The sequence below is a fragment of the Flavobacterium solisilvae genome, assembly GCF_012911605.1.
Taxonomy (GTDB): Bacteria; Bacteroidota; Bacteroidia; order Flavobacteriales; family Flavobacteriaceae; genus Flavobacterium; species Flavobacterium solisilvae.
The window spans coordinates 27435-48540 of sequence record NZ_JAAMPT010000204.1; the positions used below are offsets into that span (position 1 = coordinate 27435).

The 21106-nt window shown below is 33.6% G+C and carries 17 protein-coding genes; 9 read left to right on the plus strand and 8 right to left on the minus strand.

The features are described 5' to 3' along the window. Positions 1–7 precede the first annotated feature (7 nt). Positions 8–739 (minus strand): LytR/AlgR family response regulator transcription factor, encoded by a 732-nt coding sequence (locus G6042_RS06135; protein WP_169523425.1) that lies wholly within the window; start codon positions 737–739, stop codon positions 8–10. Positions 740–965: 226 nt separating this feature from the next. After that, the gene (gene lpxK / locus G6042_RS06140; RefSeq protein WP_169523426.1) at positions 966–1979 is read right to left on the minus strand and encodes a tetraacyldisaccharide 4'-kinase; all 1014 of its coding nucleotides are present in this window, start codon (positions 1977–1979) and stop codon (positions 966–968) included. Positions 1980–2028: 49 nt separating this feature from the next. Between lpxK and G6042_RS06145 the strand changes: the two genes are divergently transcribed. The 6 genes from G6042_RS06145 (at position 2029) to G6042_RS06170 (ending at position 10548) form a co-directional block, all read left to right on the plus strand. Next, positions 2029–2592, plus strand: a complete 564-nt coding sequence (locus G6042_RS06145; protein WP_169523427.1) for a hypothetical protein — start codon at positions 2029–2031, stop codon at positions 2590–2592. Between the two features lie 19 nt (positions 2593–2611). Next, on the plus strand, positions 2612–3706 hold the full coding sequence (locus G6042_RS06150; RefSeq protein WP_169523428.1) for a Nif3-like dinuclear metal center hexameric protein: 1095 nt from the start codon (positions 2612–2614) through the stop codon (positions 3704–3706). A 3-nt stretch (positions 3707–3709) separates the two neighbouring features. Beyond that, the gene (locus G6042_RS06155) at positions 3710–4489 is read left to right on the plus strand and encodes a zinc ribbon domain-containing protein (protein ID WP_169523429.1); all 780 of its coding nucleotides are present in this window, start codon (positions 3710–3712) and stop codon (positions 4487–4489) included. A gap of 91 nt (positions 4490–4580) precedes the next feature. Further along, positions 4581–5369 (plus strand): alpha/beta hydrolase, encoded by a 789-nt coding sequence (locus G6042_RS06160; RefSeq protein ID WP_317168053.1) that lies wholly within the window; start codon positions 4581–4583, stop codon positions 5367–5369. A 291-nt stretch (positions 5370–5660) separates the two neighbouring features. Next, positions 5661–8279, plus strand: a complete 2619-nt coding sequence (cphA, locus tag G6042_RS06165) for a cyanophycin synthetase (RefSeq protein WP_169523431.1) — start codon at positions 5661–5663, stop codon at positions 8277–8279. A gap of 139 nt (positions 8280–8418) precedes the next feature. After that, a complete protein-coding gene (locus G6042_RS06170) occupies positions 8419–10548 on the plus strand; it encodes a S9 family peptidase (protein ID WP_169523432.1) in 2130 nt (709 codons plus the stop codon). 326 nt (positions 10549–10874) lie between these two features. Here G6042_RS06170 and G6042_RS06175 read toward each other — a convergent pair whose 3' ends face one another. The 6 genes from G6042_RS06175 to tgt all read right to left on the minus strand — a co-directional run bounded on the left by G6042_RS06175 (position 10875) and on the right by tgt (position 18387). Further along, positions 10875–12140, minus strand: coding sequence for an asparagine synthetase B (locus tag G6042_RS06175; RefSeq protein WP_169523433.1), 1266 nt, complete (start codon positions 12138–12140; stop codon positions 10875–10877). Between the two features lie 353 nt (positions 12141–12493). Continuing rightward, positions 12494–14041, minus strand: a complete 1548-nt coding sequence (gene dnaB / locus G6042_RS06180; protein ID WP_169523434.1) for a replicative DNA helicase — start codon at positions 14039–14041, stop codon at positions 12494–12496. Between the two features lie 142 nt (positions 14042–14183). Further along, positions 14184–15137, minus strand: coding sequence for an acetyl-CoA carboxylase carboxyltransferase subunit alpha (locus tag G6042_RS06185; RefSeq protein ID WP_169523435.1), 954 nt, complete (start codon positions 15135–15137; stop codon positions 14184–14186). Between the two features lie 86 nt (positions 15138–15223). Further along, the gene (locus G6042_RS06190; protein ID WP_169523436.1) at positions 15224–16114 is read right to left on the minus strand and encodes a DMT family transporter; all 891 of its coding nucleotides are present in this window, start codon (positions 16112–16114) and stop codon (positions 15224–15226) included. Further along, positions 16101–17183 (minus strand): LptF/LptG family permease, encoded by a 1083-nt coding sequence (locus G6042_RS06195; RefSeq protein ID WP_169523437.1) that lies wholly within the window; start codon positions 17181–17183, stop codon positions 16101–16103. The genes G6042_RS06190 and G6042_RS06195 overlap by 14 nt, the downstream gene beginning before the upstream one ends. Before the next feature lie 73 nt (positions 17184–17256). Beyond that, the gene (tgt, locus tag G6042_RS06200; protein ID WP_169523438.1) at positions 17257–18387 is read right to left on the minus strand and encodes a tRNA guanosine(34) transglycosylase Tgt; all 1131 of its coding nucleotides are present in this window, start codon (positions 18385–18387) and stop codon (positions 17257–17259) included. A gap of 175 nt (positions 18388–18562) precedes the next feature. Between tgt and G6042_RS06205 the strand changes: the two genes are divergently transcribed. From G6042_RS06205 to G6042_RS06215, 3 genes are all read left to right on the plus strand, one after another. Next, positions 18563–19408 carry a transketolase gene (locus G6042_RS06205; protein WP_169523439.1) on the plus strand — a complete coding sequence of 282 codons (846 nt, stop codon included), beginning with the start codon at positions 18563–18565 and terminating at the stop codon, positions 19406–19408. 61 nt (positions 19409–19469) lie between these two features. Further along, positions 19470–20114 carry a hypothetical protein gene (locus G6042_RS06210; RefSeq protein WP_169523440.1) on the plus strand — a complete coding sequence of 215 codons (645 nt, stop codon included), beginning with the start codon at positions 19470–19472 and terminating at the stop codon, positions 20112–20114. After that, positions 20111–21064 carry a transketolase family protein gene (locus tag G6042_RS06215; protein WP_169523441.1) on the plus strand — a complete coding sequence of 318 codons (954 nt, stop codon included), beginning with the start codon at positions 20111–20113 and terminating at the stop codon, positions 21062–21064. The genes G6042_RS06210 and G6042_RS06215 overlap by 4 nt, the downstream gene beginning before the upstream one ends. Positions 21065–21106: the final 42 nt, after the last annotated feature.

Consider the following 21106-nt stretch of genomic DNA (forward strand, 5'->3'; position numbering starts at 1 on the left):
TTTAAAATTATACTTTTTGTATGTGAAGTAGTAATTGCTTCTTTAATTCGGCAGTAACAGGAATTGCTTTCTTAGCAATAACGATATGGCTTGATGCAATTTCATCTATATGATGCATATTAATAATGAACGAACGATGTACACGAAGAAAGCTTTTTACATTCAATTTATCTTCTAAATCTTTAAGCGTACTCACTATTAAATGTTCTTTCTCTTTGCAGTGAATTTTACAATAATTGCGTTCCGCTTCAATGAATAGGATGTCGTTTATATTTATCTTAATCATTTTATCGTGACTTCTTACAAATATTGAATCGCTTATAACAAACGTTTCCGTTTCATTAGGATTGTTCATTTTTTCCTCCTGAATTCGAATTAAAACCAATTCTATGGCACGTTGTAAATCTAGTTTTTTAAACGGTTTGCTTATAAATCCATAGGGATTTGTCGTTTTCGCTCTATTAAAATGAACTTCATCGGCATTAGCGGTAAGAAATATGATTGGAATTTTATATTCTTTTTGGATAAGATGTGCCAATTCTATTCCATCTAAATCTCCTTTAAGATTGATATCCAATAAAATAATATCTGGAATTTGTTGTTTTAACTTTGGTAAAACCTCTTCAGCTCGTGGAATAATATCAATTACATTGTAACCAAGTTGCGTTAATTGTAACGAAATATTAGCCGCAATAATCATCTCGTCTTCTACAATTAAAATAGTATCGCTTTTACTCATCTAAATTCTGTGTTATAATTGTATACTGGAAAACGTGATTAATCACTGTTATGATTAACGAATATAAAAAAATTAACCAAAATTTTAACATATTACATATTTAACCAACAACTTACAACTAAAAAGCATGTTATTTTAAGAAAAATCTTAAAAACAAGAAATAAAAAAACTCCAACTTATTGAAAAATCAATAAGTTGGAGTTTTAATTATTTATTTAAAATTATATCAAATCAATGAGTTGTTATTCACGAAGTTTAAAATTCGTTTATCAAGTTCTTCATTAGCAATGATTATACTTTTTATGGGAAGATAATATAATGATGGTATTGATAGATGATTTTTAAGTCTGACAAAATCCTTCTCAGTAGTTACAATTATGCTGCCATTAGCTTTTTGAATAATTTCTTTACAATCATTTTCTGTAAAATGATGATGATCGGGAAAAACAACCAAACAATCATTCTCTTTTTGTAAATAATTGAAAAAAGACGTTGGATTGGCTATTCCTGCCAATAGCAATTTATCTTTAAGTTTAATTTCTTCCACCGAAAATTCATTATCAATTCCATACACTTTTTCGTCATAATTGATATAACTGAAAAGTATCGTTTTATCTAACCCAATTTTCTTTTTAATAGCTATTTGTTCAGCTTCAGTAATATTCGAAGGACATTTGGTCACAATAATAACATCAGCTCGTTTGGCGCCATTTCTACTTTCGCGAAGATTTCCCGTTGGCAACATATAATCATCACAAAATAAATCGCCATACGAAGTAAGCATAATATAAAATCCAGCTTTTACTTTTCGATGTTGAAAAGCATCGTCCAATAAAATTACTTCCGGTTTTTCTTTTTGTGCCAAAAGATTTGAAATTCCGTTACGTCTATTAGCATCCACAGCAAATTGAACTTCGGGAAACTTTTGAAACATTTGAAACGGTTCATCGCCCAAAATTTCAGCCGTTGCTTTTTCATCTGCCAAAATAAATCCTTCCGATTTTCGCTTATAACCACGACTTAAAACCGCAACCTTATATATAGGAGAAAGCAATCGGATTAAATATTCTATTTGAGGTGTTTTTCCTGTTCCACCAACGCTTAAATTTCCAACGGCAATAATCGGAACATCAAACGAATAGGATTTAAAAATTCCTTTATCATACAGAAAATTACGAATGGAAGTTATCAATCCATAGAGAATCGCAAAAGGAAAAAGTAACTTTCGAATTAAAATCATAGTACGAAAGTATAATTTTTTATCTTTGGAATGCTAATATTTTTTAGAAATGAGATTAGATTATAAACTTTTACTCGGATTTTTGTTTTGCTTTCAAATGGGTTTTTCGCAAGAAAATGACAATACCGCATTGCTAAAAATTTTATTATCAAAATATTATGCCAATGAAAAACCCATCGTTAAAAACCGTTTACAATTATTAGGTTTCTATTGCAACAAAGCGCCGAACAACGAAGAAGTTCTTGAAGTCATTAACAATCACGAATTATTAAAGAAAAATTCGGCTGCAATAAAAAAACAAATCGACATCACCATTCAAGAAAATTGGGACAAAGAATTTGAAATCCTTTTCACTAATCAAAACCAATATTTAAAAAGTAAAGTGCAAAACTGTTATTCGCTCGAAGACTTTCAAAAAGTTTCAAGCGCGCATACGCAAAACAACCAACGCTTGATGATTGTAAGCAAACCAATCTATTTTGCTACTAATTATTGCTTAGTGAAAGTCGCTTTTTACCGAAATGTCGAACACAACAGCGGAAGCTATTTTCTTTTTGAAAAAATAAACGGCATTTGGACAATTAAAGAAACTTTGAACGAATGGAATACTTGATTAAAATACAAAACCAACAATGAAACTAAAACAAATCATAAATATCCTTGAAGAAATGGCACCTTTGGCGTATGCTGAAGATTTTGACAACGTTGGCTTGCTCGTTGGAAATACCGAAACCGAAATTTCAGGAATTCTCGTTTGCCACGATGCTTTAGAAACTGTAATCGACGAAGCTATTGCCAAAAATTGCAACTTAGTCGTTTGCTTCCATCCTATTCTTTTCAGTGGATTAAAAAAAATCACGGGTAAAGATTATGTCGAAAAATCGATAATCAAAGCCATCAAAAACGATATTGCCATTTATGCCGTTCATACCGCTTTGGACAATCATAAAAATGGTGTAAATAAAATTTTCTGCGATGCTTTAGGTTTAACAAATAACAAAGTTTTAGTACCAAAACAAAACTTTATTCAAAAACTCGTTACCTATACCATTCCCGAAAATGCCGAAAAACTTCGCAACGCATTATTTGATGCTGGTGCTGGAAAAATAGGGAATTATGAAGACTGTAGCTTCAACTCACAAGGCATTGGAACTTATATGGGTAACGAAAACAGCAATCCCGAAATTGGCGAACGATTTGAATTTGTTGAAACACAAGAAATCAAAATCGAAGTTACTTTTGAAAAACATTTGCAATCCAAAATCCTGAAAGCTTTGTTCAGTAATCATGTTTATGAAGAAGTTGCCTATGAAATTTATGCTTTGCAAAATGCACATCAAAATATAGGTTTGGGAATGATTGGCGAATTAGAAAACCCAATGAATGAAACCGAATTTTTACATTTTGTAAAAACCAAAATGCAATGTGGCGCAATCCGTCATTCGGAATTATTGAACAAATCTGTAAAAAAAGTCGCCGTTCTTGGCGGTTCGGGAAGTTTTGCTATAAAAAACGCAAAACACTCTGGCGCAGATGTTTATTTAACAGCTGATTTAAAATACCACGACTTCTACCAAGCTGAAAATCAAATCGTTTTAGCCGATATTGGTCATTATGAAAGCGAAAGATTTACAAAAAATTATATTGTTGATTTTCTTAAAGAAAAAATTACTAATTTTGCAGTCGTTTTATCAGAAGAAAATACAAACCCAGTTAAGTACTTATAATATATGGCTACTACAAAAGAATTGAGCGTTGAAGACAAATTAAGAGCGCTGTATGATTTACAATTAATCGATTCAAGAATTGACGAAATCAGAAATGTTAGAGGTGAATTGCCACTAGAAGTTGAAGATTTAGAAGATGAAGTAGCGGGTTTAACTACTCGTTTGGACAAATTAAAAACTGATTTAGTTGCTATTGAAGAGCAAATCAAATCAAAGAAAAATTCAATTGAAGAACACCAAGCTTCAATCAAAAGATATGCTGAACAACAAAAAAATGTTCGCAACAACAGAGAATTCAACTCGTTAACTAAAGAAATTGAATTCCAAGAATTAGAAATCCAATTAGCGGAAAAACAAATCCGTGAAATGAAAGCTTCTATCGAGCACAAGAAAGAAGTAATCTCAAATTCTAAAGAAAAATTAGAGCAAAAATCAACGCATTTAAAACATAAAAAAGCAGAGTTAAACGACATCATGGCGGAAACTCAAAAAGAAGAAGCTTTTTTAATTGAAAAATCAGCAGAATATGAGGCTCAAATCGAGGAGCGTTTATTAGCCGCTTACAAAAGAATTCGTAAAAGTGTAATCAACGGATTAGCAGTGGTTTCTATCGAGCGTGGCGCATCTGCAGGTTCATTCTTCACTATTCCGCCACAAACTCAGGTTGAAATTGCAGCCCGCAAAAAAATCATCACTGACGAGCATTCTGGTAGAATTTTGGTTGATGCCGCTTTAGCTCAAGAAGAAAAAGACAAAATGGAGCAATTATTTGCTAAAATCTAAATAACTCAAATCCCGATTAATTCGGGATTTTTTTATGAAAAAAATACAATTTCTCATACTCACAAAATCAATAGGTTTCTACCTAAATCTATTGAGTTTCATAAAACCAGAAAAGGCAAAACAAATTGCCTACCAACTTTTTAGCCAACCTCGAAAAGGAAAGCTAAACCCAAATCAATTACCCAAAACACTCATCAACACCGAGAAAGAAACCTTTCAACATGATGATCACACTTTTCAAACCTACATTTGGCGTGGAAACGACGAAATAATTCTGCTCGTTCACGGTTGGGAAAGCAATGCTTCGCGCTGGAAAAAAATGCTAAACCATTTAAAACCGTTAGGAAAAACCATCATCGCCATCGATGCGCCAGCTCACGGATTAACCACTGGAAAAGAGTTCAACGCACCAAAATATGCAGAATATATCAATACATTAACCAAAAAATACAGCCCAAAAATCATCATCGGTCATTCCGTTGGCGGCGCGGCAATCAGCTATTATCTGCATAAATTTGGCAATCCAAACATCGAAAAAGTCGTCCTTCTCGGCGCGCCATCCGATTTCAAAATCATCAGCAACAACTTTGTTTCCATGTTGAGTTTGAACAAAAAAATCAAAAATCGCCTAGAAAATTATTATCAGGAAAAGTTCAATATTCATATCGACGAATTCAAAGCACATAATTTTGCTCAAAACTTTCCCCAAAAAGCATTTATTGCGCACGATATCGATGATAAAATCGTATTGGTAGAAGAAGGAAAAAAATACGCTTCCCACTGGAAAAATGCCATTTACATCGAAACAAAAGGACTTGGTCACAGCTTGCACGATCACGATTTATACCAAAAAATCATTCAGTTTATTCAAGAAGCGTAAACTTTCGTTCCGTTCAGCAATCCATTTTCCTGCTATCCATTTCAATCTTTTGCTTTTAAATTTTGTTATCCTGAGCTTGTCGAAGGACAAAATTTAAAAACAAAAGGATTTCCATTTCTATCAGGGCTAAAAATAAGCCATAGCACTTTTATATACTTTTGATTTTCAATACAAAAAATCAAACAACAACAATATTATCCCGATTTTCTTAAAAAAATTTGAATTTAAAAGTAAAATTTCCCTATTTTTAACAAAATCATTACACCAAAAACAAAATCAACCCATTTTATTATGAAAATCGATAAAATACAAGCGCTTCGCGGACCAAACATTTGGAGTGTTCAAAGAAAAAAATTAATCCAAATGCGATTAGATTTGGAAGAAATGGAACAATTTCCAACCAATAAAATCGAAGGTTTTCGTGAACGCATCGAAGCCATGTTTCCAACCATGATTGAGCATCGTTGCTCCGAAGGAACTCGCGGAGGTTTCTTTTCCCGCATCGAGCGTGGAACTTGGATGGGACATGTTATCGAACATATTGCACTAGAAATTCAAACCCTTGCCGGAATGGAAACTGGTTTTGGAAGAACGCGCGAAACCAAAACACCCGGAATTTATAATGTAGTTTTCAGTTATGTAGAAGAAAGCGTTGGACTTTTTGCCGCGGAAAGCGCTGTTGCCATTGCCGAAGCTTTAATTGCTGGAACAGAATATGACGTTGAAGCCGATATTCAAAAAATGCGTGAAATTCGCGAACGCGTTCGTCTTGGTCCATCAACCGGAAGTATTGTTGACGAAGCTGTAGCTCGAGATATTCCTTGGATTAGATTAGGAACTAATTCCTTAGTACAATTGGGTTATGGCGTAAATCAAATGCGTTTTCAAGCGACAATAACTTGTAAAACCAGTAATATCGCCGTTGACATTGCTTGTAACAAAGAAGAAACCAAACGAATGCTCGACATGGCATCCATTCCTGTTGCCAGCGGTGGAATTTGTGTTGACGAAGAAGATTTAGAAGGTGTAATCAAAAAAATTGGTTACCCAATTGTGATTAAACCTTTGGATGGAAACCACGGAAAAGGTGCATCAATTAACGTAAAAACTTGGGAAGATGCTGTGGAAGGATTGGCTTATGCTAAAAAATACAGCCGCAGAGTAATTGTTGAAAAATTCATCACAGGATTTGATTTCAGAGTTTTAATCATTGATAATAAATTAGTTGCTGCTGCAAAAAGAGAACCAGCTCACGTAAAAGGCGATGGAACACAAACCATTCAACAATTAATTGAAGAAACCAATCGTGATCCAAGACGTGGTTACGGACACGAAAATGTATTAACTCAAATTGATGTTGACCGTGATACTATGGATTTACTGGAAAAATTAAATTATACGTTAGAAACTGTTCCAAATAAAGGAGAAATCGTTTACTTAAAATCAACTGCAAATTTAAGTACAGGCGGAACTTCAGTAGACGTTACCGATATGATGCATCCCGAAAATATTTTCCTTTGCGAACGTATTTCCAGAGTAATTGGATTAGACATTTGTGGTGTTGATATTATGGCGGAAAACTTAACCCAACCGTTGAAAGAAAACGGAGGTTGTATTCTTGAAGTAAACGCTGCACCAGGTTTTAGAATGCACTTAGCGCCAAGCGAAGGTTTACCAAGAAACGTTGCTGCGCCAGTAATCGATATGCTTTATCCACCGGGAAAACCAAGTAGAATTCCAATTATTGCTGTAACAGGAACTAATGGAAAAACTACTACTACTCGATTGATTGCACATATCGTAAAAAACAACGGTTATCGTGTTGGTTTCACTACTTCGGATGGAATTTATGTACAAAATCACATGCTGGAAAAAGGTGATACAACTGGACCAATTTCAGCTGAATATATTCTAAAAGATCCAACGGTAGAATTTGCTGTTCTAGAAACAGCTCGTGGTGGAATTCTTCGTGCCGGATTAGGTTTCAGCCGATGTGATATTGCGGTGATTACTAATATTCAGGAAGATCATTTAGGATTATCTGATATTCATACTTTGGACGATTTAGCTCGAGTAAAAAGCGTTGTAGTTCGTAGCGTTAAAAAAGACGGTTGGGCAATTTTAAACGCCGAAGACGAACAATGTTTGAAAATAGCAAATGAATTAAGTTGCAACATTGCTTATTTTGCAATGAACGAAGACAATCCTAAAGTGAAACAATTTGCTAAGGAAGGAAAAATTGTTGCGGTTTATGAAAACGGATTTATTACCATCAAAAAAGGTGAATGGAAAATTCGTGTGGAAAGAGCAACTCACGTTCCGTTGACGCTTGGAGGAAAAGCAAAATTTATGATTGCGAATGTTTTAGCAGCAACATTAGCAGCATATCTGCAAGGTTTTAAAACCGACGACATTAGTTTATCGCTACAAACATTTATTCCGAGTGCAGCACAAACACCAGGAAGAATGAATATTTTTGATTTCAAACGTTTTAAAGTTTTAATCGATTTTGCGCATAATGCTTCTGGATATAGAGGTGTTGAAGAATATTTATCAACAGTTGAAGCAACCAAAAAAATCGGAATTATTGCTGGAGTTGGTGATCGTCGTGATGAAGATATCAAAGAATGCGCAACCATTGCAGCTAGAATGTTTGACCACATTATCATTCGCCAAGAAAAACACCTTCGTGGCAGAACCGAAGAAGAAATCATTGGTTTAATTATGGAAGGTATCAATGATGCTAACAAAGAAGTTACCTATGAAATAATTCCAAAGGAAACCGAAGCGATAAAACACGCTATCAACAGTGCACAAGATGGTTCGTTTATCACGGCTTTGAGCGATGTTGTTACCAACGCCATTGGAATAGTTCAAGAATATTTAGACAAAGAAAACGAAGAAGTTTAATTTATTAATTCAAAATAAGCGATAAATCCCAAATTCAGTAGAGTTTGGGATTTCGTTTTTATAGAAAGGATTAACACTATTTTAGAACTATATAATCCGTATTTTTTTATATTTACCCAAAACAAACAAAGCTCATTTTATGAATAAAAAAATTGCAATACTAATAGCGTTTTTAAGTATCAACGCATTTGGTCAACTAAAAAAAATCACGCTTGAAGAATCAGTGCTTCAACAAGGAAGAAAATTTGGAGCCGACAAACTAACCGGTTTTCAATGGATACCAAACACCAACAAATATGTGTATTACACAGATGCTTGGACCAAAATGATGACTGCAACAACTGCCGATGCTAAAACTTCTGAATTAACAACTTTAGCTGACTTAAACGCAGCATTAGGAACTAAACTGAAAAATTTCTTTGGTGTTCAATGGATTGATGCCAATACGATTTTAGTTACTGAAAACGGAAAATCATATAGCTATAATTTGACATCAAAATCAGGGAAAAGTATTGTGGAATCTCCAGAAAATGGCGAAAATCAAACTTTTGATAGTGCATTCAAAAACCTTGCATTCACTGAAGGAAACAATTTGTTTTTTATAAACGATAAGAAAGAAAAAATTGCTGTTACCAATAATTCCGATAAAAATATCGTTTCAGGACAATCGATTTCTAGAAATGAATTTGGTATTTCCGGAGGAATATTTTGGTCGCCAAAATCATCTTTTTTAGCATTTTACCAAAAAGACGAAACCGATGTTGCCGATTATCCTTTGCTTGACATAAATGAAACTCCAGGAAAATTAGTCAATATAAAATATCCAATGATTGGTCAAAAATCAGAAAAACCAAGAGTTGGTATTTATAATTTGGCATCAGGAAAAACGGTTTTTATTGCACCAAAAAACAATGCGGATGATTATCTTACCAACTTAGCTTTCACACCTGATGAAAAATATGTGTTGATTGCCGAGTTAAATCGTGGTCAAAACGATATGAATTTGAATTTATACGAAACTGCCACAGGAAACTTTGTCAGAACACTTTTCAACGAAAAAAACTCAAAATGGGTTGAACCAGAACATGCTGCATTTTTCCCAAATAGTAAATCGAACAACTTCGTTTGGATTTCTGAAAAAGACGGTTTTAACAATCTTTACTACTACTCTATCGACGGAAAATTAATCAAACAATTGACTACCAATAAATTCCCAACTCGCGAAATCATCGGAGCAAATCCAGCTGGAACCGAAATTTATTTCAAAGCAACAGGCGAAAAAGGGATCAATATGTTGGCTTACAAAGTTGACTTAAAAGGAAAACAAACTTTGATTACCAAAGACGAAGGTGTTCACAATGTAGTAATTTCAACCGATGGAAATTGGTTTTTTGACGAATATTCAAATCATTCAACACCTTCAAAATCATTGTTGTATGACAAAAATTTAAAAGCAAAAACTTTATTAGAAAGCAAAAATAAATATGAAGGTTACGAAATTGGAACTGCCGAAATCAAAACCATCAAAGCTGCCGACGGAACAACCGATTTATACACACGTTTAATCAAACCGAGCAATTTTGACGCTACTAAAAAATATCCCGTTTTGGTTTACGTTTATGGCGGACCGCATGCGCAAATGATTACCAATTCCTATTTGGATGGCGCAAATCTTTGGATGTATTGGATGGCAGAACAAGGTTATTTGGTATTTACCGTTGACAATCGAGGTTCAGACAATCGCGGATTTGCCTTTGAAAGCGTAATCCATGGCAAACTAGGAAACAACGAAATCGACGACCAAATGAAAGGCGTAGAATATTTAAAATCTTTGCCTTATGTTGACGGAAATCGTCTAGCGGTTTACGGTTGGAGTTACGGTGGATTTATGACAACGTCGTTAATGACGAGAAAACCTGATGCTTTTAAAGTTGGTGTTGCTGGCGGACCAGTTATCGATTGGAAATGGTATGAAATCATGTATGGCGAACGCTATATGGATACGCCAGCCGAAAACCAAAAAGGATTTGACGAAGCCAACGTAACCAATTATGCGAAAGATTTAAAAGGAAAACTACTATTAATTCATGGAACAAACGACGATGTTGTGGTAGAACAACACAATCTAGCTTTGGTTAAAAAGTTCGTAGAAACTGGTAAACAAGTGGATTATTTCCCTTATCCAATGCATAAACACAACGTTATTGGAAAAGATCGAGTACATCTAATCCAAAAAGTATTGAACTACGTGATTGAAAATAATAAATAAAAAGAAAAAAAATTGAAAAAGTATTACAGTATAATTTCTTCAACATTAAGTATTTTTGTAATACTTTTTCTTATTTCTATAAATAAATCAATTGCATTACAATACATAAATGCTGATGGAAAGACAAAAGCTTTATTTTGGATAATTGAGTTGAGTTATTCCTTTAAATATTACTTTTTATTAGCATCTTTAGTTTCAGGTTATTTTATATTCAAAGCCTACAAAAAAAAGGAAAACAAAATTTACTTAATAATCTCTCTCATAATTCTAATTATAAGTATTCTTTCTATCCTTATAAGTTTTTGGAATGTTTTCATTTAAAAAAACTACGTTTTCTGCGGTTTCTTTTTTGCAGCTGGAAATAACACGTTATTCAAAATCAAGCGAAATCCTGGCGATGTTGGATGCAAGTCTAAAACGGTTGGCTCATCGCCTACTCTGTGTTGATAATCCTCGGGATCATGACCACCAAAAAACGTAAAAAAACCTTTTCCACGTTGACCATGAATGTATCGTGCTTCTTCATTTAATTGATTTTCGCCTAAAACCAATACATTTGTTTTGACTAAACTTCTATCAAAAGCGGTAGTTTGTCCCATAAAACCTTTAACCAATTGGGTATGATTTTGGCACAACATACTTGGAATTACATCCCATTTTGCTGAAAATTCCATTAAAGTGAAATAATCTTTCTCCATTGGAATTCGGCGTTTTTCAGTTGTATCAATATCGGAGAATTCATATTTTTCTGGTCTTCTTTCTAAAATAAAATCCTTGAAAGCAAACGTTCGCGAATAATCTATTTTCGATTGATAATTAGCTTCGCTTGCATCACCATCAAACATTGGTTCACAAATATCAACACCTTCGGCAGAAAGTGCAATATCAAAACTATCCGTTGCAGAACACATGGCAAACATAAATCCGCCGCCAATTACAAAATCTCTAATCTTTTTGGCAACTGCCAATTTCTCTTCGGAAACTTTAGGAAAACCCAATTTTGCTGCCATAGCTTCAGAATTTTTCTTTTGTTCTATATACCAAGGTGCGTTTCTATATGCGCCAAAAAACTTTCCATATTGTCCTGTAAAATCCTCATGATGCAAATGCAACCAATCGTATAAAATCAATTGATCGGAAAGTACTTCTTCATCATAAACTGGTGTAAAAGGAATTTCGGCATAGGTCAAAACCATTGTTACTGCATCATCCCAAGGTTGTTTTCCTTTTGGAGTATAAACCGCAATCTTTGGTGCTTTTTCAAGAACAACAGTTTCCATATTTTGTGATGGCGAAGCAATTTCTTCAAAAATTTGATTGGCTTCAGCATCAGAAATCGGTTCAAAACTTACACCTCGAATTTGACATTCTTTTCTTATTTCGGGTGCATCGGGCAAAAGAAATGAACCACCACGATAATTCAATAGCCAACTAGCTTTATATTGTTTATCCAAAGCCCAATAAGTTATTCCATAAGCTTTCAGATGATTTTTTTGAGAAACATCATCCATGGGTAACAAAATAAAATTTGCCTTAGCTGAAATAGCTAAAAGAAAAATAAAAACCGTTAAAAGCCTTTTAAAATCAATCATCTGTAGCATTTTGAAATTCGAAGATACTATTTTATGTAACGTTTTACGACAAATTTTTGTTAAAAAAATAAAACTAAAAATACGTATTTCTACGTATATACAAGAAATTTTCAAACACTAATTTTGGAGGAACACAAAAGAGTTGTTATTCAGCACAAAAACTATGAAAAAAAGAATGAAAAACTTGCCGTTACATAAAAAAATAGCGTTACTATCAATCGCTTTATATTTAATAATAACACTATTATTTGCAATAGATTTTATCTTAGGAAATTGAGACTTTCCTTTAGTTAGCTTGCGTGAGAATAATTAAAATTGTCCTCACGCTTTTAATACTTCTAGACTAAATACTATTAAAACGGCACATCGCTATCATCATCGGCTTCGGAATTTATATTACTTCCAAATGCCTCATTAGCAGAAGGTAAATTTTTGGTCATAAAAGGATTGTCATCCAAATTCATTCTGGATGGTAAATCGTCATACATGCTTCCAAATTCATCAAGATTATCAAATTTACCTAAACTTCCTATAAATTTCAAACGAATATTCTCCAACGAACCATTTCTGTGTTTTGCGATGATGAACTCGGCTTGACCTTCGGTTGGTGAATGTTCATCATCATCCCATTCGTCAATTTTGTAATATTCTGGGCGATAAATAAACGAAACGATATCGGCATCTTGCTCAATTGCTCCCGATTCACGAAGGTCAGAAAGTAATGGTCTTTTACTTGAACCACGTGTTTCAACCGCACGAGAAAGCTGAGACAATGCAATAACTGGAACTTCGAGTTCTTTTGCTAATGCTTTTAAATTTCGGGAAATAGTTGAAATTTCTTGTTCACGATTTCCGCCACCTTTTCCTCCACCGCCAGCTGTCATCAACTGAAGATAATCCACAATAATCATTTTGATTCCGTGTTGAGAAGACAAACGACGTGCTTTGGCTCTTAAATCAAAAATGGATAACGAAGGCGTATCGTCTATATACAAAGGTGCTTTTTCTAAATCTTTTACTTTGGTTGAAAGTTGTTCCCATTCGTGTTTTTCTAATTTTCCGGTACGAAGTTTTTCTGAAGACAAACCTGTTTCCGAAGAAATTAAACGTGTAATCAACTGAACCGAAGACATTTCCAGAGAAAACAAGGCAACTGGCGCACCAAAATCAATTGCCATATTTCGAGCCATAGAAAGGACAAACGCCGTTTTACCCATACCAGGACGAGCAGCAATAATAATCAAATCGGAAGGTTGCCAACCGGAAGTTACCTTGTCTAATTTTTCAAAACCAGTGGCAATTCCAGATAATCCTTCTTTATTGGCAATTTCTTCAATTCTCTTTTTGGCTTGAATAACTAAACTTTGAGCCGTTTCTGAACTTCGTTTAATATTTCCCTGTGTTACTTCGTATAATTTCGATTCGGCTTTGTCTAGTAAATCAAAAACATCGGTCGATTCGTCATAAGATTCTTCAATGATTTCAGATGATATTTTTATCAAACTACGTTGAATGAATTTTTGCAGAATAATTCTGGAGTGAAACTCAATATGAGCCGACGAAGATATTTTTTGCGTAAGCTGAATTAAATAAAAATCACCTCCAGCCAATTCTAATTTTCCATTCTTTTTTAACTGAGCCGAAACGGTTAATAAGTCAATAGGTTGCGAATCTGTGAATAACTGAAAAATAGCTTCAAAAATGTGTTTATGCGCATCTTTATAAAAAGCATCTGGCTGAAGAATATCGATAACCTCATCAACTCCTTTTTTATCAATCATCATTGCACCAAGCACAGCTTCTTCAAGGTCGAGTGCTTGTGGAGGTAATTTACCTTTTTCAAGATTTATGATAGTAGTTTTGTCTACTTTAATTGGGTTGATATTTTTGAGATTTTCCATTTAGCGAAAGTAATTATTTTATAAAAAAAAATAGGATTGAGTTATTCAAAAAAGATGTTCATAAGTTTCATTTTTTTGTTGATAACCATAAAAAAACCGCCTCGTTATTGGCGAGACGGATTTAACAATATTTTATAAGATTTTACTCCTTGTATTCGCCCATTTTGCTGTATTTATCCATTCTTTGCGCCACTAATTCTTCTGTTGATAAATCTTTTAGTTCATTAAAGGCTTTCATTATGTATTGCTCAACTGTTTTGAATGTTGTTGCTTTGTCATAATGTGCTCCACCAAGTGGTTCAGGAATAATATCGTCAACTAATTTTAGTTTTTTCATATCGGCAGAAGTCAATTTTAATGCTTCAGCAGCTTGTTCTTTATATTCCCAACTTTTCCAAAGAATAGATGAACACGATTCAGGAGAAATTACAGAATACCAAGTGTTTTCCATCATTAAAACTCTATCTCCAACACCAATTCCTAATGCACCACCAGAAGCACCTTCGCCAATGATTACACAAATTACAGGAACTTTTAAACGACACATTTCTAAAATATTTCTAGCAATGGCTTCACCTTGTCCGCGTTCTTCGGCTTCTAAACCAGGATAAGCTCCAGGAGTATCGATTAATGTTACTACAGGAATATTAAATTTTTCTGCCATTTTCATTAATCTAAGTGCTTTTCTGTAACCTTCAGGATTTGCCATACCAAAGTTACGCAACTGACGCATTTTAGTATTAATACCTTTTTGTTGACCGATAAGCATAAATGACTGACCATCAATTTTACCTAAACCACCAACCATAGCTTTATCATCTTTGAAACTTCTATCTCCAAAAAGTTCTAAAAAAGTACCTTTGGTTAGGTTTTCAATGTGCTCTAAAGTGTATGGTCTATTAGGATGACGAGAAAGTTGAACTCGTTGCCAAGCCGTTAGGTTTTTATATATTTTTTTCTTAGTTTCTTCTAATTTTTTCTCGATTTGTTTGCAAGTAGCGGTAACATCAACGTTTGATTCTGCACCAATGATTTGACATTTATCTAGTTGATCTTCTAATTCTTTGATTGGAAGTTCAAAATCTAAGTATTCCATAAGTTGTAGTTTTGTTTAACCGAACAGCAAATATAAAATATTCTATTGTGATACAAGTAAATTTTGACAGATTAGTTGAAAAAAAATCAATGAGATTGAACCGCTTTTTTTCGACTTTTGATTATAACATTCAGTAATACAGTAAATAAGATTATCAAAGCACCAATATAAAATTCGAAACTCATTTGCTCTTTTTCTTTAAAAATAAGTACGGCTAAAATTATTCCATAAATAGGTTCCAAATTGATGGTCAACATTACAGTATATGGACTTAAAAATTTCATTACTGAGGTTGATGCAATGAAAGCATAAGCTGTACAAACCGAACTTAATATCAATAAGTATACAAAATCTTGTGTTGTTAATTGAAAAAAATCGGCATTGATACTATTGCCAAAAAGCAAGAAAATCGAAAAGAAAAAAACACCACCTGCGAGTTCATAAAATGAAATAACCGTTGCATCGTGTTCTTTTACAAATTTGCTGTTTATTACTGCAAAAAGTGCCGAAAGAAAAGCCGAAATCAAGGCGAGAATTATTCCTTCCCAATAATTTCCTTCGACGTTAAAAATGATATATAATCCAAAAACAACGATAATACCGAGGAAAACTTCATACCAAACCACTTTTTTTCCGTATAAAATAGGTTCCAATAATGATGCAAAAAATGCTCCTGTTGATAAACATGCTAAGGTTACGGAAACATTGGAAACTTTGATGGCTTTAAAAAAGGTAAACCAATGCAAGGCAATGATTAATCCGGCGAAAATAAATTGCAACAACGATTTTTTAGAAACTCGTAATGGAAGTTTTTTGAAATAGATAAAAACAGCTATAAATCCAACGGCAAAAAGCATTCTGAACCAAACTAACGGCAAAGCATCCAAAGAAATCAACGCACCAAGAATGGCGGTAAATCCCCAAATGAATACTATCAAATGAAGATGTAAATAACTTTTTGTGTTATCGCTTAGCATTTCGTAAAAGGAAAATTGCTAAAACTCCAAAAAGAATATTTGGTGTCCAAACGGCTAATAATGGTGGAGCAGTCGAAGCTTCGGCAAGTACTCCAAAGACTTTATCTAAAAACACAAAACCAAAGGCAAGAATAATTCCAATAGCGAGGTTCATTCCCATTCCACCACGACGTTTCATGGAAGAAACCGAAACCGCAATAATCGTTAAAATAAATGCCGAAACTGGAATACTGTATTTTTTATACAAAACCACCAAATAGGTATTGATATTAGACGAACCACGTTCTCTTTCTTTCTCAATAAATTTGTTCAATTCATTTAATGGTAACGTTTCCGCAATGTAAACAACTGGCGTTAAATCATCTAAATCAAAAGAAAAAACAGTATCTTTCTTTTCGCCTTTTTCAATGATGTCGTTTAATATTCCAACTTTTCTTTTAGTGTAATTAAAAATGGTATATGTGCTATCTTTTGGGTTGAATTTTATTCGTGATGCACTTAATTTATACTTCAATTTATCGCCTTCAAATTTTTCCATAGAAAAGTTGAAAGCCATTTTAGACTGATCGTTAAAGCTACTTACATAAATATATTCGTCTTTGCTTATTTGTCTAAAAACATTGGAATCGTCTTTTACGCTTGCACTATTGTTGTTGAGATATTTATACCTAAAACTCTTAAAACCATCTGCTGCACTTGGCATCAAAAAAACATTCATAACCAATGCAAAAACCGAAACCATTGTCGCTCCAATTAAATAAGGTCGCAAAAATCGTGTAAACGAAATTCCAGAACTCAGGATAGCAATAATCTCAGTATTATTAGCCAATTTTGACGTAAACCAAATAACCGACAAGAACAAAAATATCGGGAATAATAGATTGGCAAAATAAATAGTGAAGTCTAAATAATACTTTGCTACTTCAATAAAAGGGACTTTATTGGCTAAAATTTTATTGATTTTTTCAGATACATCGATAATAATTCCAATAGGAATAAACATCAACAACATTACTATAAATGTTACTAAGTAGCGTTTTAAAATGTATTTATCAATTATTTTTAGCATAAATGTTTATTTGGTTATTCGTTTATTTGGTTATTCGATAAAAATTACCGAATTACCAAATCATCAAATTAACTTATAATCGTTGGCTCATATTTTTCACCATCATATCTTTCCATGTTCTAAAATCTCCGGCTAAGATATGTTTTCTGGCTTCGCGAACCAACCACATGTAGAAACCTAAATTATGAATGGTTGCGATTTGTTTTCCTAGTAATTCGTTTACGGTAAACAAATGACGTAAATAAGCTTTGGTATATTGTGTATCAACAAATGTGATTCCCATTTCGTCTATTGGCGAAAAATCGGCTTCCCATTTTTTGTTTTTCATGTTGATTGTTCCGTTGGCTGTGAAAAGCATTCCATTTCTTGCGTTGCGCGTTGGCATCACACAATCAAACATATCAATTCCCAAAGCAATATTTTCCAAGATATTGATTGGTGTTCCAACTCCCATTAGATATCGTGGTTTGTCCTCTGGAAGAATTTCACAAACCACTTCAGTCATGGCATACATTTCTTCGGCTGGTTCACCAACAGATAAACCTCCGATAGCATTCCCTTGTTGTCCTGCATTAGCAATATATTCTGCCGATTGTTGACGTAAATCTTTATATGTACTTCCTTGTACTATTGGGAAAAAAGTTTGCTCGTAACCATATTTGAATGGTACTTTATCCAAATGCATGATACATCTGTCCAACCAACGATGTGTCATGTGCATCGAACGTTTTGCATAACGATAATCACATGGATATGGTGTACATTCATCAAACGCCATGATAATATCGGCACCGATAGAACGCTGAATTTCCATTACATTTTCGGGCGTAAAAAAGTGATACGAACCATCTATATGACTTTTAAACTTTACTCCTTCTTCTTTAATTTTTCTATTAGCAGAAAGCGAATACACTTGATAACCACCAGAATCGGTTAAAATATTTCTATCCCAATTCATGAATTTATGCAAACCTCCAGCTTTTTCGAGAATTTCGGTTTGTGGACGAAGATATAAATGATAGGTATTCCCAAGAATAATATCGGGATTGATATCATCTTTTAATTCGCGCTGATGAACACCTTTTACGGTTCCAACGGTTCCAACAGGCATAAATATTGGTGTTTCAATTACGCCATGATCAGTAGTTATTGTTCCTGCTCTGGCTTTTGACTGTGTATCTTTTTGTAGTAAATCGAATTTCATTTGTACAATTATAGTCGGCAAAGATAAATTAATTCGGATTTAGGATTTAAGAAATATGAAATATTTTAACATAAGTAAAAAAACACTCAAAACTTTTAATAACTTCTAAATAAAGTTTTTGCCTTTCGAGAAAAATAGAATTACTTTTGCGACATTAAATTTTTAACTACATAAAATGTCTAACACGCAACATTTACAAGATTTTACAACACAAGTTAGAAGAGACATTCTTCGTATGGTTCATGCTGTAAACTCTGGTCATCCAGGTGGTTCGCTTGGTTGTGCTGAGTTTTTTACGGTTTTGTACCAACATCAAATGAAACGCAATTCAGGTTTTGAGATGAACGGTATTGGAGAAGATTTATTTTTCTTATCAAACGGTCACATTTCGCCTGTTTTCTACAGCGTTTTAGCAAGAAGTGGTTATTTTCCAGTATCGGAATTGGCAACTTTCAGAAAACTAAATTCGAGATTACAAGGACATCCAACTACACACGAAGGTTTACCAGGAATTAGAATGGCTTCGGGTTCATTAGGACAAGGATTATCAGTAGCGATTGGTGCGGCACAAGCTAAAAAACTTAACAAAGACAACCATTTGGTTTATGCTTTGCTTGGTGATGGCGAATTGCAAGAAGGTCAAAACTGGGAAGCAATCATGTATGCTTCGGCTAAAAAAATGGACAATATCATTGCAACTGTTGACTTCAACGGTCAGCAAATTGATGGTTCAACTGATGATGTTTTATCTTTAGGGAATTTGAAAGCTAAATTTGAAGCATTTGATTGGGATGTTTTAGAAATCAAAGAAGGAAACAATATTGACGCTATCATTGCTGGATTGGAAGAAGCTAAAAGTAGAACGGGTAAAGGAAAACCAGTTTGTATTTTATTACACACGGTTATGGGTAATGGCGTTGATTTTATGATGCATACGCATGCTTGGCACGGAAAAGCACCAAACGACGATCAATTGGCAACTGGTTTAGCTCAAAATGCTGAGACTTTGGGTGATTATTAGTAGTAAGTTCGAAGTATTAAGTATTAAGACTTTTTGATGAAGAAGTTTTCAATTTAATTCTATGAAAAAAATTACACTTTTTATTTTATTCTTTTTTTGCCAAAGTTTTTTTTGTCAAGAATATCATTTTGATGGTTTTTTAGAGTATAAAGACAGTAAAGATGATAATCGATATCATATGTATTTTTATAACTCTAATGATGAAAGCTATGAACTATGGGTTTTTGATAGATCTGGCGAAATTTATGGTGGAATTACCGATACTAAAAAAAAACTCATTCACGAGCATGAAGTTATAAATAACGGTGATTCAATAAAATTCAATTATCGCTGTAGCAGAAAATGGGAAGAAGAATCTAATTATTATAGAACTAACCCTTTTTATAATGTCACAAAAAAAGAGATAGATAGTACAAAAACAGAAGTCACAATTTTAATTTATCGTAACGAAAAGAAAAAAAGAGTTGATTCTAAAATAGAAATAATTATAGATAACTCAGAATTAATTGCTAATAAAAATATTATTTTTCCTTTAGTCCATGGAATTAATCTAAATAACATATTTCCAGAAATTCGAGGAATTCCAACAAGCATTAAAATTAAAAATCGTTATGGATTTAAAACTACACATACTTTAGTGCGAAAAGAAAAAATAAACACAATACTAACCGTTGACAACATAAAAATAAAACAATACAACAAATGAAAAAATACGAAAATACAGGAAGTAAAGATACTCGTTCAGGATTTGGTGCTGGAATGACCGAATTGGGACAAAAAAATGAAAATGTCGTAGCACTTTGTGCTGACTTAATTGGTTCTTTGAAGTTTGACGATTTTAAGAAAAACCATCCAGAGCGTTTTTTCCAAATAGGAATTGCAGAAGCTAATATGATTGGAATTGCTGCCGGATTAACTATAGGTGGAAAAATTCCTTTTACAGGTACGTTTGCTAACTTTTCTACCGGAAGAGTTTATGATCAAATCCGTCAATCGGTGGCTTATTCAGATAAAAACGTGAAGATTTGTGCTTCGCATGCTGGTTTAACACTGGGCGAAGATGGTGCAACACACCAAATTTTGGAAGACATCGGTTTGATGAAAATGTTACCTGGAATGACGGTAATCAATACTTGTGATTACAACCAAACCAAAGCTGCAACTATTGCATTGGCAGAACATCATGGTCCAGCTTACTTGCGTTTTGGTCGTCCAGTTGTGCCAAACTTCACTCCTGCTGACGAACCTTTTGTGATTGGAAAAGCAATTATGTTAAACGAAGGAACTGATGTAACAATTATTGCTACCGGACATTTAGTTTGGGAAGCGTTGATTGCTGCTGAAGCATTAGAAGCCAAAGGAATTTCTGCTGAAGTAATTAATATTCACACGATTAAACCTCTTGACGAAGAAGCAATTTTAAAATCGGTTAAGAAAACTGGTTGTGTAGTTACTGCCGAAGAACACAATATTATTGGTGGTTTGGGCGAAAGTGTTTCGAGAACTTTGGTTCAAAATCATTTAGTTCCACAAGAATTCGTTGCTGTAAACGATAGTTTTGGCGAAAGTGGAACACCAGACCAATTGATGGAAAAATACAAGCTAAACAATCAAGCGATTGTGGAAGCGGTTGAAAAAGTTTTGAAGAGAAAGTAGTTTTAAAATATATTATTATAAAAAACACCTTTGAAAGTTAAT